Consider the following 14,880-nt stretch of genomic DNA (forward strand, 5'->3'; position numbering starts at 1 on the left):
GAGCGGACGATCAACCCCGCTGAGCAGCCTTCACAAGCCCGCCACCGATGATCAGCCGCTGGATCTCACTGGTGCCCTCGTACAGACGCAGCAGACGCACGTCGCGGTAGATCCGCTCGACCGGCACCTCGCGCATGTAGCCGGTGCCGCCGTGGATCTGGACCGCCAGATCCGCAACCTTGCCTGCCATTTCGGTGCAGTAGAGCTTCGCTACCGACGGCGCGATGCGACGGTCGGTCTCTTCAACCCATGCTCGTGCCGCATCGCGCACCAGCGCGCGACCGGCCATCACGCCCGTCTGCTGGTCGGCGATCATCGCCTGCACGAGTTGGAAGTTCCCGATGGGCGCACCGCCCTGGGTGGCGGTCGCAGCGTAGGCCACCGACTCGTCGAGTGCCCGCTGCGCCTGCCCGACCGACAGGGCGGCGATGTGCACGCGGCCCCGGGCCAGCGATACCATCGCTGCCTTGTACCCCACGTCCTCGCTGCCCCCGACCAGCGCGGAGGCGGGAACCCGTACGCCGTCGAAGTGCACGTCGGCGGTCCAGGCGCCCTCCTGGCCCATCTTCGAGTCCTTGCCCGCCACCTGTACACCGTCGGTGCCGGAAGGGACGAGGAACACCGCGATGCCGGGGCCGTGGTCGTCGGCGGGCCGGGTACGGGCGAAGACGACGAACAAGTCTGCCAGCGGCGCGTTGGTGATGAACCGTTTCTCGCCGGTGATCACCCAGTCGTCCCCGTCGCGCACGGCCTGGGTGCGCAGTCCGGACGGATTCGATCCGGCGCCGGGTTCGGTGAGTGCGAAGGACGCGACGACCTCCCCTGAGGCGATGCCTTCGAGCCACTGCCGCTTCTGCTCGTCGGTGCCGAAGTTGACCAGCACCTGACCGGCGATTCCGTTGTTGGTGCCGAACATCGACCGCAACGCCAGGGTGGTGTAGCCGAACTCCATCGCGAGTTCGACGTCCTGGACGAGGTTCAGGCCGAGCCCACCCCACTGCTGCGGAATCGCATACCCGAACAGGCCCATGTCCTTCGCGGCCCGGCGGATGTCGTCGGGGATTGCGTCGGTTTCGGCAATCTCCTGTTCTCGCGGCACGACCACGGTGCGCACGAACGCCCGCGTCTGGGCGAGGATCTCGCGGAAGTCGTCGTCGTCGACCTCGGCGGCCGGTGTCGAGAGTGTCATGTCCTCAACTCTCCGGGTTGGCCACACAGGATGTCCAATACGAATAGCGCCATTCCCGTATAGGCAGTGTCGATGGATGAGAAGGGGTGTGACCCCATATCCCACCGTTATATTCGACGCATCCACACGTCTGCGGGCACTTCTCGACCCGCCGAAAGGAAATCTGATGTCTTTGCTGGAGAACCGCACTGCTGTCATTACCGGCGGTGCCCAGGGAATCGGTTTTGCCATCGCGCGCGAATTCGTCGACGCGGGTGCTCGCGTGGTGATCGGTGACCTGGACCTCGACGCTGCCACCGCGGCGGCAGAGAAACTCGGCGGACGCGAGGTCGCCCGCGCGGTGCGCAGCAACGTCGTCGAGGCAGATGACTGGGACACGCTGCTGGCAGAGGCTGTCGACGGATTCGGCTCGCTCGACGTGGTGGTCAACAACGCCGGCATCACCCGCGACGCCACTATGCGCACGATGACGGAAGAAGACTTCGACCTCGTGATCGACGTGCACCTCAAAGGCACGTGGCACGGCACCCGCAAGGCCTCGGCGATCATGCGGGAGGCCAAGCGCGGCGCGATCGTCAACATCTCGTCGTTGTCGGGCAAGGTGGGCATGGTCGGTCAGACGAACTACTCCGCGGCGAAGGCGGGGATCGTCGGTCTGACGAAAGCGGCTGCCAAGGAGATGGCGCATCACGGTGTGCGCATCAATGCAATCCAGCCCGGTCTGATCCGCTCCGCGATGACCGAGGCCATGCCGCAGAAGGCATGGGATCGGAAGATGAGTGAAATCCCGATGGGACGTCCGGGCGAGGTTGCCGAAGTTGCTTCCGTCGCACTGTTTCTCGCATCGGATATGTCGTCGTACATGACCGGCACTGTCCTCGAGGTCACCGGCGGCCGCTTCATGTGACGCTCGGCCGTCACCTCGTCACTCCTTCCGAAAGGCCGTCATGCGCGAAGTTGTCATCTGTGAACCTGTCCGGACCCCTATCGGCCGGTACGGGGGAATGTTCAAGTCCCTCACCGCCGTCGATCTCGGCGTCGCGGCACTGAAGGGTCTGCTCGACCGCACGGGTATCGCTCCCGACGAGATCGGGGACGTCATCCTCGGTCACTGCAACGGCAACAGCGAGGCTCCCGCGATCGGCCGGGTCGTCGCGCTCGACGCCGGCCTGCCCGTCACCGTCCCCGGTATGCACATCGATCGCCGTTGCGGGTCGGGCCTTCAGGCCGTGATCCAGGCCGCGTTGCAGGTGGGCAACGGAGACAACGACGTGGTCGTCGCCGGGGGCACCGAGTCGATGAGCAATGCCGCGTTCTACTCCACCGATATCCGCTGGGGCGGCGCCCGCACGGGGGTGCAGATGCACGACGGCCTGGTGCGTGCCCGCTCCACCGCCGGCGGCCGCTTCTACCCGGTACCCGGCGGCATGATCGAAACGGCCGAGAACCTGCGGGCCGAATATTCGATCTCCCGCGCGGAGCAGGACGAACTCGCTCTCAACTCGCACCTGCGGGCGGTGGCAGCGCAGAACAACGGCATCCTCGCGGAGGAAATCGTGCCGGTCACGGTGAGTACCCGTAGAGGTGAGCAGGTCATCGACACCGACGAGCATCCTCGCGCGGACATCAGCCTCGAGTCGCTCGCCGCGCTCCGTCCCGTCATGGGCACGCAGGACCCCGATGCCACCGTGACCGCCGGCAACGCCAGCGGTCAGAACGACGCCGCGTCGATGGCGCTGGTGACCACCCCGCAGAAGGCTGCCGAGTTGGGTCTGACACCGCTGGTGCGCATCGTGTCGTGGGGCGTGGCAGGGGTCGCGCCCAAGGTCATGGGCATCGGTCCGGTGCCGGCGACCGAGATCGCTCTCGCCAAGGCCGGAATCACCCTGGCCGATGTCGATGTCGTCGAATTGAACGAGGCGTTCGCGGCGCAGGCCCTGGCGGTGACCCGCGAGTGGAAGTTCGGTGCCGCCGACTTCGAGCGCACCAACGTCCACGGTTCCGGCATCTCGCTCGGTCACCCGGTGGGCGCGACCGGCGGCCGGATGCTCGCGACACTCGCCCGTGAGTTGCAGCGCCGCGAGGGCCGCTACGGCCTCGAGACCATGTGCATCGGTGGCGGACAGGGTCTCGCGGCGATCTTCGAACGCGTGTCCTGACCGCTGCTCAGGGCTGGGTCGTCGTGGACCGGACCAGGTCCACGAACGCCCGCCCGGCTTTCGACAGGGATTCGGGTGCGAAGGCGAGACCGAACGGCCGGGTGAACGCGGGTTCGCACGCCCGCACGACGGCGACGTCCTGGGCTGCCTCGGCCAGAGAACGTTCGACGAACGAACCGCCGAGCCCGGCGAGCACCATCGGCAGCCGCGCTTCGCGGTGGGCGGTCAGCACCGCGATCGGGCGTCGCACCCCTGCCCGGCGCATCGCGTAGTCGATCTCGTCGCTCATCGACCCACCGCCGCGCGGAACGAACACCATGGGGATGTCGGGCAACGCGGTCAGGGCCACGGGGCCCGGCGGCAGATCCGTGCCCGGTGGGTATGCGAGCCAGTACTCCTGCTCGCCGAGTTCGATCACCTCGAGTCCCACCCCGTCTTCGAGTGGGAGATGGGCGAGCACGAATTCGCAATGTCCGTCGCGGATCACGCCGGAGGCGAGTTCTTCGGACTTGAGGTCGGAGAACCGCACCGTGGACTTGGGGTGGGCGCGCCGGAACCGGGCGACCAGGTCGACGATCGGCCCGCCGGCAAGTGCCGGGAACACCATCAGGTCGAGGCTGCCCGTGACCTCGTCGGTCGGCGCGGAGAGCAACTCTTCCACCGCATCGACATCGCGCAGAATCTGACGGCTGGGACCGATGAGGCTCTTCCCCGCTGCGGTGAGGACCATCCCGCGACCGATGCGGTGGAACAGGTTGACGCCGAGTTCGCGTTCGAGGCTCCGGAGCGCTTGGGACACGGTGGGCTGCGCGACACCCAGCGCGGCGGCGGCACCGTTGATGCCGTCGTTTTCGACGACGGCGAGGAAGTACTCGACCTGACGAAACTCCATGCTCAGGCTCCCGGGGTCTCGGCGGTGGCAGTCGCAAGGAACGCTGCGGCCGCCGGGGACGGTTCCCCGGGGCGCAGCACCAGGCCGACGGGCCGCATGAACGGCGGGTCCAGCGACCGGATCACCGCACTGGGCATTCGCTGCTGGGCCACCTGCCGGGAGACCACCGTCGCTCCGGTGCCGCGTATGACGAACTCCCAGATGGCCGCCGGATGGGCACAGTCGACGACGACGTTCTGCTCACCGAGCAACTCACCCGCGCGCGCAGCACTCGCGCGCGACCCCAGGTCGAGGACGAGCGGAATCTCCCGGACTCGTGCACGAGTCACCGGGTCGGGGACACCGGTGGCGAGGTCGGGGTGCATCGCGAGCACCATTTCCTGTTCGAGGAGCGGGATCGTGATCATGCCCGCGTGCTCGACGGACATGTCGGTGACGCCGATCTCCGCCTCCCCGCGTCGCAGTGCCGCATGGATGCCCGGCGGTCCGTCCGCGTCGGAGATGTTGACGGTGATGCCGGGATAGCGGGCGCGGAACCGCTGGACGAGCGCCACGACGGGGTGGACGGAGAACGCGGAGAACGTCACGATCTCCACCCGTCCCGCCTCGAGGTCACGGACCGCCGCGACCTTCCGCTTGGCACGGTCGACATCGGCGAGGATGCGGCGTGCCGCAACCTCGAGCGCCCTGCCGTCGTCCGTGAGCGTGAGCCGGCGACCGGTGCGGTCGAAGAGTGTTGTCCCCAGGCGACGTTCCAGGGTGCGGATGGCCTGGGAGAGCGAGGGTTGCGAAATGTAGAGCGACTGAGCAGCTTTCGTGATCCCACCGTGGTCGACGACGGCCACGAAATAGGTCACGAGATGCAGGTCCACGCCGTCATCGTAGGCGACTGCGGAAACCCGGCCGCTGCGCGTGCCTCGGCGTTCAGTTCGGCGGGGTCATCACCGGGGAGGCGGTGTCGGGTGTGCTCAGCGTGGCGCGGAGCGTGCGTTTGAGGATCTTGCCGCTCGCGTTGCGCGGCAGTTCGTCCACGAGGTGGATGCGCTGCGGTTTCTTGTACGACGCGAGACGCCCGGCGGTGAAGGCGACGAGTTCCTGCTCGGAGGGGCGTTCGACGCCGTCGGCGATGCGGACGACAGCGGTGACTGCTTCTCCCCAGCGCGGGTCCGGGAGGCCCACCACCGCTACCTCGGCGACTGCGGGATGTTCCGCGAGCACGGCTTCCACCTCGACGGGATATACATTTTCTCCGCCGGTGATGATCATGTCCTTGACCCGGTCGGTGACGAACAGGTAGCCGTTCTCGTCGAGGTACCCGGCGTCGCCGGTCCGCAGGAAGCCGTCCTCGGTGTACAGCGCCGCTGATTCGGCGTCGCGACGCCAGTAGCCCGAGACGTTGTTGCGGGAACGCGACACGATCTCCCCGGTCTCACCCTGCGGAAGCGGTTCACCCGTTGCGATATCGCGGATCTGGACCTCGGTGCCCGGCAGGGGTGTACCGGCCGAACGGAGAAGGTGGGTGCGCGTCCCGCGGGGATCGTGGTCGCCGGAGCGCAGTGCGGTGAGCGCGCCCATCGTCTCCGTCATGCCGTAGCGCTGCACCATCCGGCAGCCCAGGGTGTCCATCGTCCGCTCGAGCAGCGTGGGGGTGATCGGCGACGCACCGTACGCGATCACCTTCAGACTCGACAGATCGTAGTTCGCCAGGTCGGGTAGTTCGAGCAGCATGCCGATCGCTGACGGCACCATGAATGTATGGGTGACGCGGTGTTCGGCGATCGTTGCCGCCACCTGCGCTGGACGCATCTCACCGAGCAGAATCGTGTGCACACCCGCAGACAACGACGTGGTGAGCCAACCCGCGCCCGCGATGTGGAACAGCGGGAGGGCGTCCAGCGAAACGGATGCGTCCTCGAATTCGTACAGGGCAAAGGTTTCCGGGACGTTGTACAGATTGCGGTGAACCGCGACAACACCTTTCGGCCTGCCCGTGGTGCCGGAGGTATAGAGCTGCAGGAACGCCGTTTCGGGGTCGTCGCCCGCTCCGGGGTCGATGTTGTCCCCCGACGCGACGAACTCCTCCCACGACCGCGCCCCGGCGACGGCGGCGCCGTCACCGACCACGACGATGTGCACGTGCGGCAGTGCCGCCGCGATCGCTGCTGCCGACGCCGCGAAGTCCGGCTCGACGATCAAGACCTCCAGCCCGGCGTCCACTGCGATCGCCGCGACCTCGCCGGGAGTGAGACGCCAGTTGAGCGGGGTGAAGACGAGACCGGCCTTCGCGCACCCGACGAGGGTCGCCGCACCGGGCAGGCCCATGCGCAGCAACGCACCGATGCGACCGGGTGCCGACGCCAACGTGGTGAGCGCAGACGCCACCCGGTTGGTGCAGGAGTCGAATTCCCCGTAGGTCAAGGTTGTGTCGCCTGCGGTGACTGCCGGCCGGTCGCGGCGCTCGACTGCGAATCGCCGGATTCTGTTCGGGAGGTGCAGTTCGCTCACTCGTGCTCCTGGTCGGCAGCGCGCGGGCCGGCGTGCCCGCGCGGCTTCAGTCGAACACGGTCGTGCGGCCGCGACAAAGACCTGCGGCCGCACGACGCCATAGGGGAAACCTATGGAGAGCCGGGGCACGCGCTTCCCCGGCAATCCGTTTGTCGGATGTCACGATTCCCTATCGGGTAGTCGATGCAGGGTCCACAGGGCTTCGAGGACTCCCACCGTCGGCCGTGGTCGATGGCACACTGCGGCACAGCCCGATCCGATCATGTTCCGAAGGGATTCGAATGAGCGCTGCACGACGGACAGTGGCCTCGGCCCTGGTCGCGGCCACGGTCACATTGGGAGTTTCGACAGGGCAGGCGAGCGCCGACCCTGCCGTCGACACCGTCGTGAACGGGATTCTGTCCGTGACGCCGCTGTGTCAGGGGATGATCGACGAGTTGATCATCGTCTGCACGGAACTGGAGCAACTGACTCCGCGATTTCCGGTGATGCTGGATCTGAATCCGATCGGCACTCACCTCGTTGTTCTCGGCGCGGGACTGACCGAGGACGGGAGGATCCGGCCGGTACTGGAACAGCGTCTCGAGGCTGCTCTCGCGGCGGCACACCGCTACCCGGCGTCGCCGATCGTCGTGACCGGCGGCGTACCGCGCAACGGCGTCACCGAAGCCCAGGCGATGAAGGACTGGCTTGTCGCACGCGGCATTCATCCCGATCGGGTCACCGAGGAAACTGCTTCGACGTCCACCGTGGAGAACGCACGCTTCACCAATGACGTCCTTCTCAGGCGTGGCGCAACGGGTGCCGTCCTGGTCACCAACCGGGACCATCTCGAGCGGGCGATGGTCAACTTCCGGCAGGCCGTCGACGCTCGTATCCCGGTGGCGGGCATCGTCGCTGCGTGATGCGATCAGGTTCTGACGGCTCCGAGAACTGCCACCACCGTGCGCAGCAATTCCTCGTCGGTGGGGAGCGTGTCGGCCGCGAACCGCCAGTCGGTGTTCGTCCACGGGTCGGCGAGGTGACCGTCCTCGGCCGCGGGTAGATGCTGCGACACGTCGCGTAAGAGGGCGTACGCGGGATTGTCCACGACTTTGTCGTCCGCGCCGGTGATCACAATCGAAATGTCCTGGGACGAACCCATTCTTGCCAGATGCACGACATTCACCAGATCGATGCTGCCGAACCCGTGCGGCAGGCCCGCCAGCACGATGACGCGGGGTTCGGGCCGGAGCGTCTCGGCGCCGGACGACAGTGCGAGGCCCGTAAGGTCCGCGGCTTCGGCGAGGCCTTTCAGTTTCGGCGCCACCCCGGCGATGTCGTGAATGGGAGGGCCGGCGAGCATCGGCCGTGCCAGTTCGCTCAACGCGAGCAACGATCCGGACGGATCGATGATGTCGAGGCGGGATCCGGGGCGCGCGGACAACAGACGCAACGCCAACGACGACGCGACCGCGCCGGCAATCGCGGCCTCACCGTCGATCCACAACGGCCTACCGAGGGGAAGCGGTACGCACATCGGTAACCGGAGCGCCCCGCGATCCGGCGCCGACAACTCGCCCACGCGCACACCGTCTCCCTGGACCAGCGTGCCGCGCCATGCGCCCGAGTCCCACGAGGCAAGCGACGCGGGCAGCACCGCATCGACCGTGTCGAGTTCGGCGGCGAGCGTCACGCTGTCGTCACGATGCCGGGACTCCGCTGCCGCCACGAGTTCTTCGCAGCGCCGGTGTGCTTGTGCGCGGGCCGTTTCTGCTGCCCGACCGGTACGGGCGGAGGGGTCCGCCACCGCCGCCGACAACTCGTCGTCGAGCCGATGCTGCGCGTATTCGTGCGCAGCGACGTAGGCGGCGGCCGACCGGGAAGCGTCTTCGAAGATCCGCCACACCAGTTCGCAGGACGGGGGAAGTTCGGTTCCTGTCGTCGTCGGCAACGCATCCGCCTGTGCGGGAGCAACATCGGCGGGCTCGTCGACCGCGACGCCGTGCGCGGTGAACATCTCCGCGAGTCCACCGGCATAACCCGCACCGAGCGCGCGAATCTTCCAGGTTCCGTTGCGGCGGTATATCTCCCAGCACAGCAGTGCGGATTCTGTGCCCGTCGCGGGCGTGATGTGGAAGGACGCGAGAGGCGTTCCGTCGGCGTCACACAGCGTGGTCGATACCGGCGTCGTCGACGCTGCTCCCACGGCGCACAGCACTCGCGCGCCCGGGCGCAGGGCGTCCGGCTCGAGGACGATGGTCTCGCCCTCGACCCGGACGCCCGCCGTGGCCGGCTGATTGTAGAAGACCACGTCGTCCGAGGTCGCGACCTGCAGCAGGTCGTCCACCACGAATGCGCACAGGTCCAGCGGAACCTGCGCGGACGCGGCGAAACGCAGCGTGCGGACCGTCAGCGGACCGTTCTGCCCCGCCGAGAACTCATACGTCATCCGCGCTACGTAGCCAGGAACCGGCCCAGCTGGGGTGCGGCCTCACCGGGATGCTTGGCCTGGATGCCCTCGCCGATCGCCTGCAGCTTCCAGGAGTTGCCCTCGCGGTACACCTTCGCCATCACCATGCCCGTGAACGGCATACCGCCCTGCATGGTGTACCGGGCGAGTTCGCCGTTGGTTGTGCCGTCGACGAGGCGGCAGAACGCATTCTGAACCTGCTCGAAGGAATGACCCTTGTACGACGTGACGACGAACATCACGGTGGTGATGTGCGCCGGGATGCGCGTGAGGTCGACGAGCACGACCTCGTCGTCGCCTGCTCCCTCACCCGTCAGGTTGTCGCCCTGGTGCTGGATCGATCCGTCCTTCGACTGCAACTGGCCGTAGTAGGCCACGTCCACGATGTTGTGGTCGGCGAACAGGACTGCGGACGCGTCGAGGTCGATGTCGGCGGAACGATTGCCGAACAGCCCGCGCTTCTCGATGGGATCCCAGCCGAGGCCCATGCGCAGGTACGTCAGTGCCACGCCGCCGTCCTTGCGGAGCGTGACCTTCTGGCCCTTGACGAGGCTCACGGGACGGTTCTTCGTCAGGCTGACCTCGGCGGGCTCCGCGGGTGCGGCCGCCGGCGGCGGAGCCTGGTTGTACTGCTGCTGCGGTGCGGGCGGCGGGGTGGCCGCCTGCGGCGGCGGGGGCGGCGTCTGGGCGACGCTCGGTGCAGGCGCAGACGCCGCTGCCGGTGCGTCGTCGACGGACACTCCGTGATCGGTGACGAGCGCAGCGAATCCTCCCGCGTAGCCCTGGCCGACCGCGCGCACCTTCCACGATCCCTGCCGTCGGTACAGCTCGAGGGCGATCACGATGGACTCGCTGGACAACCCTTCGATCCGGTACTCGAACAGCACGTTGCCCGCTGCGTCGGAGACGCGGGCGGTGGGCGGTGCGAACCGGCCGAAACTGCTCGTCGCATCGTCGAGTGTGATCACCGCGCGCACCTGGTCGATATCGGCGGGTACCTGCGGCAGCGACACTGCCAGCGACGAGTTCTGTCCCGCCTGTCCGGGCACCAGACGCACACCCGGCCCGACCGGCTGATTGAAGAACACGAAGTCGGCGTCGGACCGTACCTTGCCGTCGGCCTTGACGAGCAGCGCCGACAGGTCGGCGGGTGTCGTGAGTTCGAGCGAAACGACGACGTCGGAGACGGTGAGCGGTCCGTTCTGACCCTTGGAGAGCGAAGTCGGCAAGAGATGTGTCCTCACTGTGTCGGCAACCGTGTTGGCGGTCGCGTGCAAGTCCTACTCTACGAACCGCCCTCGGCGCGGGCGGACCGGGCGAACCAGGAGAGGATTTCTTCGCCGGCTGCGATGCCCGAGTGTTCGGTCACCGAGAGGTTCGCATGCTGCCATTCGAGCAGTTCGAGTTCGCCGTGACGTGGGCGGATGGCCGCGTCCGCAGCCCTCAGCATCTCGGCATCGAGCGCTCCGTCGCCGGCTGCGAACACGGGGGCGTCGGCGTCGATCACTCCCTCGTCGGCGAGCCGGCGGTGCACTTCGGCCACCGCGTGGGACTTACAGACGCTGTCGGGCATCGTGTAGATCTTGCGGCCCTGCTGCGAGACGTTCCACCCGCGGATACCGCACCATTCCTGCCAGTCTTCGACGAATCCGGCCGGCTGTGCCGCGACGTCGACGACGAGGTAGCAGAACAACCCGTCGGCGATCCGGAACTTCGACACCCAGCTCTCGGAGATGCGCCGCCGCAACTCGGCGATGACCTCCTCGAGGGAGGCACCACCCTCGCGTACCGCCGTCTCCACGTGCCGGCGCCACTGCTCGTCCGGTTCCCCGTCCGCCAGCAACGCGCCGCCGTTGCTGGTGATGGCATATCGCCACGGGCCGCCGGGCAGGTCGATGCGGCGGAATTGCTCCGGTGTCCGGGTGGTCGTGGGCACCACGGTATGCGCGGACGTGAGGTCTTCGAGTTGTCGTGCGGCGGTCTCGGTGACGTACGACAGCGGTGCGCCCTCGTAGTACTCGATGCACCGCAGATTTCCGGCCGAATACTGCGTGCCTGTCATCGCCGCACGCGAGTAGATCAGGGTGCGGTCGAGGTCGGTGGCGATCAATGCTGCTGTCACGGTAGGTCCTTGATGAGTCCCATACACGAATACGCGAGGTCGGGAACCTCTTCGACGGGAACGTTGCGGGCAGCGGCGAGCATCCGGATGTGCGCGTGCTCGTCGGCGGTCAAATCGCGTACGAGGATCTTCCACGGCACCCGGCGCAGCAGTACCCGGGTCGTCTCTCCGACACCGGGTTTGACGAAATTGATGCTGGAGATGCCGTACCGCACACGGATGCGCTCCACCGACTCCCACCCTGCCCAGGTGGGTTCGCGGTCGGACCCGAGCAGTTCGCGTGCGCTCGCCAGTGCCGCTGCCCGATCGCCGAATTCGGCCGACACCGTATCGAGCAGGAGCGTCGAGACGTCGTCGCCGGCGAGTTCGGCGTAGTACTTCGCACCGTGGAATTCGCCGGGCCCTATCCACGTGTCGTTCAGGACCGTGCGCGACACCAGACCCGACACCGTCGAGTTCAGGCACGCCGACGCGATGAGAAAGTCGTCGCGGGTGCCGTAGGTACGCACGCAGTAACCGGGATCGGCGAGCACGGCGAGGTCGTCCGACAGCGCCGGGCCACCGGCGGCGGAGTACTCGGCCAGCGCGGCCGCCAGCTCCCGCGCGATCGCGCCCTTGCCGGTCCAGCCGTCGACGAACACGACCGAGGCCGGGTCGTGGTGTTCGGTGATGTAATCGAGTGCTGCGGAGTCGATTCCGCGTCCCCGCACGATCGAGACCGCGTAGTGCGGCAGCGACAGGCCGTGGTGCTGTTGCGCCCAGCGGCGGATCAGGATTCCGACCGGCGTTCCCGCGCGCGCCAGCGACACGAGAGTGAGGTTCGTCCCGCGTTCGGCGATCAGGAGTTCGGTCAGGGTTCCCACCGCGTGGGCAAGTCGTCCCGCGGTGGACGCGAGTGCCTTGTCGAACAACTCCCGGTACGGGGCGTCGGGCTGGTACTCGACCGGCAACGACTCCGCGTAGTGCGCGAGTCCCGCCTGGATGCGGGCCTCACGCTCGGCGATGTCGCCTTCGAGGTCGACGTGCGAGAGATCCTTGAGCAGCCAGGTCACCTCGTCCGGGGCGTACGAACCGAAATCGGGTCCGGTCAACGGTGTGGTCATCGTGTCTCCCTCGAAGCAGCCAGTGCTGCCGGATCTGTGGCCGGCACAACCGCCACCAGTACGTCCTCGCCGGCCGCGCTCACTACGTCGAGCACGCCCCCGTCGGCGCGCAGGCGTTCGGTATCGGCCGGAGAGTCGACCACGAGGATCAACTCGGGGCGTACTTCGGCGGGTTCCGGCCACCGGGCGTTGTACAGGTACCGGGCGGCCTCGGTTTCGTGTTCGGACGGGATGTGTTCGGGTGCGACGAAAGAGAATCCGCGCCGCAGTGGGTAGCCCGGGACATCCCGGACGTACGCGGGCGACCGTGTCGTGGTCTGGAATCTGGTCGCGGTGCCACGCTCGGAGAGCGCCTGTGCCAGTCGCAGCGGCAGGTACATGAGTTCTTCGTGGCCGATGACGATCGCCGGACGATCGCTCTCCCGGACGGACTCGACCGTCGCTGCCGCCGCGGCGACCGCGGAGTCGTAGGCCGCGAAGTCGCTGCCCAGAACGCCGTGCCGTCCTCCGTCGGGGACGTCCGAGGGCCAGGGCACAGAGACGAACCGAACGGTACCGCGGTGAGCAGCGACAGGATTGAGGTCGGGAGCCGGTAGCGCGGTGACCCGGTCGGTGAGATCGGTGGGCAGCACGGTGTGACCGTCCGCGAGGCTCACGTGCTCGATCGTCGCGCCGAGGTCGAGTTCCGCCGCCGCCGTCTGGCGACGGTGCTCCTCGCCGCGCATGTCCACGAGCGACGCGACGATGTAACGGTCACGGGGATGAATCCGGTGCAGCGCACGGATGGCATCGACAGCTGTTGCACCGGTCGAGATTTCGTCGTCGACGAGAACGAGCGGCGCGGCGTTGGCGAAGAGATCCGGCGAAGTGGGCTGCAGCAGGTGCGATGTCGCGTGGGAGTGTCCCTCCTCGAAACCGGCGAACACCACCGCGCCCGGCACGCGGCGACGTGTCGAATGCAGGTAGCACCCGGCACCCACCGCCTCGGCGACACAGTGTCCCAAACCCGTTGCGGTCTCTGCGAATCCCAGAACGAGCGCATTCGAAGCGTCGTCGCCGAGCAGGTCGGAGACGAGGAGCCCGAGGTCGCGGCCCGCCGCCAGCACCGCGGCGGGGTCGGTGGGGATGTGCTTGCCGAGCACCGTCGATACCAGCAGATGTGCCCGGCGCGGGTTCCGGCGAAGTCCGGGCTGGACGAGTTCCGGGACGGTGTAGCCGCTCGAAGTTCCTCGATGCTCGAGGGCGAGCCCGAACTCCTCGGTGGCCCAATACTTCTGGAGAATGTCGGTCATCGGTCCACCAGCGCCGTCAACAGTTCGACGAACGTGACGCCCTTGTTGGTGACTCCGAATACGGACGCACGGACCAGCGTCTGCTCCGCCCAGGTGCGGTGGGGACGGCGTTCGTTCATCTTGTTGCCGTACCCGGACGCGCTGACTCCACCGGTGTCGCGATCGAGAATGTCGGTCGCGTCGTGGAACTCCTCGTGCGTGACCGCCGACAACGCGTGTACCGCGGCGACGTGCGAGGGATGGATCACCGTCTTGCCCTGGATGCCGTTCGCGCGGTCGAGTGCGATCTCCCGCAGGAGACCGTCGAGATCCCGGCTGACGAGTTGCTGGCGGAACACCACCGCGTCCTGCTCCTCGAACGGGGTAGCGCGCAGCATCGGCCGGAACATGCGTTCGTGATCGGCGAAGTACTCCCACACCGGCCCGGTGATGACGAACCCGGTGCCGTCGGTGCGGCCGAGGTGGTTGACGATGTCGGCGATCACGTCGACGACGACCCGCACGTCGTAGATCGTCAGGTCGCGGTCGCGGCGGATGCCGAAGGTCGCACACATGTCGGTCGCGCCGATCCGGACGGCGAGGATCCGGTGGCGATGTTCGGCGAGCAGCCGAGCGATCGCGCGCAGTTCGTCGTCGCGGGTTTCGCGGTGCACCACAGCAGCCGATTCGATGACGGGCATCGCGTAGAGGTTCCGCCCGACCCGCTCGGAGGCGACGGCGACCGCGTCGAGGAAGTTGCCCCCGGTAGTGGCACCGAACTTGGGAAGCACGAATCCGGTGAGCACGCTGCTTCCGGGACCCAGCATCTCGGTGAGCCGGTCGATCCCGTCGGGGGTGCGGACGCGAACGAACAACATCATCGGCGCTTCGCCACGGAGAGCGAGTTCGTCGAGGGTCGCGACGGCGTTGCGGAGTCCGTCCTCGACCTCGTCGTCGGCCACGGCGTCCTCGAGATCGAGCACCATCGAGGTCACGCCTTCGGCGGAGCGCCGGACGATGGTGGCCGTGAGGTCGTGCCGGGTCGCGGGGACGTACAACGTGGCCCCGAGCGCCATCGCGAGCCGCTCACGGGCGTCGGCGTGACCGAAAGGTTGGGGGTGGTGCAGGAACAGGCGGTCCAAGGTGGGCCGGTCCAGATGTCGGAAGTGCCGCATCGCGCGCACCCC

Annotated in this window: 13 protein-coding genes; 3 read left to right on the forward strand and 10 right to left on the reverse strand. The window is 67.6% G+C overall.

The window, feature by feature from the left end:
- Nucleotides 1-10: 10 nt before the first annotated feature.
- Nucleotides 11-1,189 carry an acyl-CoA dehydrogenase family protein gene (locus tag HF886_RS15985; RefSeq protein WP_169652832.1) on the reverse strand — a complete coding sequence of 393 codons (1,179 nt, stop codon included), beginning with the start codon at nucleotides 1,187-1,189 and terminating at the stop codon, nucleotides 11-13.
- A 166-nt stretch (nucleotides 1,190-1,355) separates the two neighbouring features.
- Here HF886_RS15985 and fabG point away from each other — a divergent pair, with 166 nt between their 5' ends.
- Together fabG and HF886_RS15995 are read left to right on the forward strand one after the other, a co-directional pair.
- Nucleotides 1,356-2,096, forward strand: a complete 741-nt coding sequence (fabG, locus tag HF886_RS15990; RefSeq protein ID WP_169652833.1) for a 3-oxoacyl-ACP reductase FabG — start codon at nucleotides 1,356-1,358, stop codon at nucleotides 2,094-2,096.
- 40 nt (nucleotides 2,097-2,136) lie between these two features.
- Nucleotides 2,137-3,348 (forward strand): acetyl-CoA C-acetyltransferase, encoded by a 1,212-nt coding sequence (locus HF886_RS15995; protein ID WP_169652834.1) that lies wholly within the window; start codon nucleotides 2,137-2,139, stop codon nucleotides 3,346-3,348.
- 7 nt (nucleotides 3,349-3,355) lie between these two features.
- Here the strand turns inward: HF886_RS15995 and HF886_RS16000 are convergent, their stop codons facing one another.
- The 3 genes from HF886_RS16000 to HF886_RS16010 are packed head-to-tail and all read right to left on the reverse strand — an operon-like array spanning nucleotide 3,356 to nucleotide 6,745.
- Nucleotides 3,356-4,240: a LysR family transcriptional regulator gene (locus HF886_RS16000; RefSeq protein ID WP_169652835.1), complete on the reverse strand. Its 885-nt coding sequence runs from the start codon at nucleotides 4,238-4,240 to the stop codon at nucleotides 3,356-3,358.
- A gap of 2 nt (nucleotides 4,241-4,242) precedes the next feature.
- Entirely contained in the window at nucleotides 4,243-5,112 is an 870-nt protein-coding gene (locus tag HF886_RS16005; RefSeq protein WP_169652836.1) for a LysR family transcriptional regulator, read from the reverse strand.
- Nucleotides 5,113-5,164: 52 nt separating this feature from the next.
- Nucleotides 5,165-6,745, reverse strand: a complete 1,581-nt coding sequence (locus tag HF886_RS16010) for a long-chain-fatty-acid--CoA ligase (protein ID WP_169623022.1) — start codon at nucleotides 6,743-6,745, stop codon at nucleotides 5,165-5,167.
- A gap of 281 nt (nucleotides 6,746-7,026) precedes the next feature.
- Between HF886_RS16010 and HF886_RS16015 the strand changes: the two genes are divergently transcribed.
- On the forward strand, nucleotides 7,027-7,650 hold the full coding sequence (locus HF886_RS16015) for a YdcF family protein (RefSeq protein ID WP_169623021.1): 624 nt from the start codon (nucleotides 7,027-7,029) through the stop codon (nucleotides 7,648-7,650).
- 5 nt (nucleotides 7,651-7,655) lie between these two features.
- On the opposite strand, the gene HF886_RS16020 is transcribed toward HF886_RS16015, so the two are convergent.
- The 6 genes from HF886_RS16020 to HF886_RS16045 are packed head-to-tail and all read right to left on the reverse strand — an operon-like array spanning nucleotide 7,656 to nucleotide 14,868.
- Nucleotides 7,656-9,176 (reverse strand): TerD family protein, encoded by a 1,521-nt coding sequence (locus HF886_RS16020; protein WP_169623020.1) that lies wholly within the window; start codon nucleotides 9,174-9,176, stop codon nucleotides 7,656-7,658.
- 5 nt (nucleotides 9,177-9,181) lie between these two features.
- A complete protein-coding gene (locus HF886_RS16025) occupies nucleotides 9,182-10,426 on the reverse strand; it encodes a TerD family protein (RefSeq protein WP_169623019.1) in 1,245 nt (414 codons plus the stop codon).
- A gap of 56 nt (nucleotides 10,427-10,482) precedes the next feature.
- Nucleotides 10,483-11,259, reverse strand: coding sequence for an HAD family hydrolase (locus HF886_RS16030; RefSeq protein ID WP_206038854.1), 777 nt, complete (start codon nucleotides 11,257-11,259; stop codon nucleotides 10,483-10,485).
- A gap of 56 nt (nucleotides 11,260-11,315) precedes the next feature.
- A complete protein-coding gene (locus HF886_RS16035; RefSeq protein ID WP_169623017.1) occupies nucleotides 11,316-12,422 on the reverse strand; it encodes a cysteine protease StiP family protein in 1,107 nt (368 codons plus the stop codon).
- A complete protein-coding gene (locus HF886_RS16040) occupies nucleotides 12,419-13,714 on the reverse strand; it encodes a phosphoribosyltransferase family protein (RefSeq protein ID WP_169652838.1) in 1,296 nt (431 codons plus the stop codon). Before HF886_RS16040 ends, HF886_RS16035 begins: the two co-directional genes overlap by 4 nt.
- Nucleotides 13,711-14,868, reverse strand: coding sequence for an HpcH/HpaI aldolase/citrate lyase family protein (locus HF886_RS16045; protein ID WP_169623031.1), 1,158 nt, complete (start codon nucleotides 14,866-14,868; stop codon nucleotides 13,711-13,713). Before HF886_RS16045 ends, HF886_RS16040 begins: the two co-directional genes overlap by 4 nt.
- Nucleotides 14,869-14,880 lie beyond the last annotated feature (12 nt).

It is taken from the genome of Rhodococcus sp. 105337 (assembly GCF_012844225.1).
In the GTDB taxonomy this organism is placed as follows: domain Bacteria; phylum Actinomycetota; class Actinomycetes; order Mycobacteriales; family Mycobacteriaceae; genus Rhodococcus.

Coding starts and splice junctions, on each gene's coding strand:
- HF886_RS16000 (WP_169652835.1), bottom strand. CDS start 4,240: ATGGAGTTTCGTCAGGTCGAGTACTTCCTCGCCGTCGTCGAAAACGAC.
- HF886_RS16040 (WP_169652838.1), bottom strand. CDS start 13,714: ATGACCGACATTCTCCAGAAGTATTGGGCCACCGAGGAGTTCGGGCTC.
- HF886_RS16035 (WP_169623017.1), bottom strand. CDS start 12,422: ATGACCACACCGTTGACCGGACCCGATTTCGGTTCGTACGCCCCGGAC.
- HF886_RS16015 (WP_169623021.1), top strand. CDS start 7,027: ATGAGCGCTGCACGACGGACAGTGGCCTCGGCCCTGGTCGCGGCCACG.
- fabG (WP_169652833.1), top strand. CDS start 1,356: ATGTCTTTGCTGGAGAACCGCACTGCTGTCATTACCGGCGGTGCCCAG.
- HF886_RS16020 (WP_169623020.1), bottom strand. CDS start 9,176: ATGACGTATGAGTTCTCGGCGGGGCAGAACGGTCCGCTGACGGTCCGC.
- HF886_RS16045 (WP_169623031.1), bottom strand. CDS start 14,868: ATGCGGCACTTCCGACATCTGGACCGGCCCACCTTGGACCGCCTGTTC.
- HF886_RS15995 (WP_169652834.1), top strand. CDS start 2,137: ATGCGCGAAGTTGTCATCTGTGAACCTGTCCGGACCCCTATCGGCCGG.
- HF886_RS16030 (WP_206038854.1), bottom strand. CDS start 11,259: ATGACAGGCACGCAGTATTCGGCCGGAAATCTGCGGTGCATCGAGTAC.
- HF886_RS15985 (WP_169652832.1), bottom strand. CDS start 1,189: ATGACACTCTCGACACCGGCCGCCGAGGTCGACGACGACGACTTCCGC.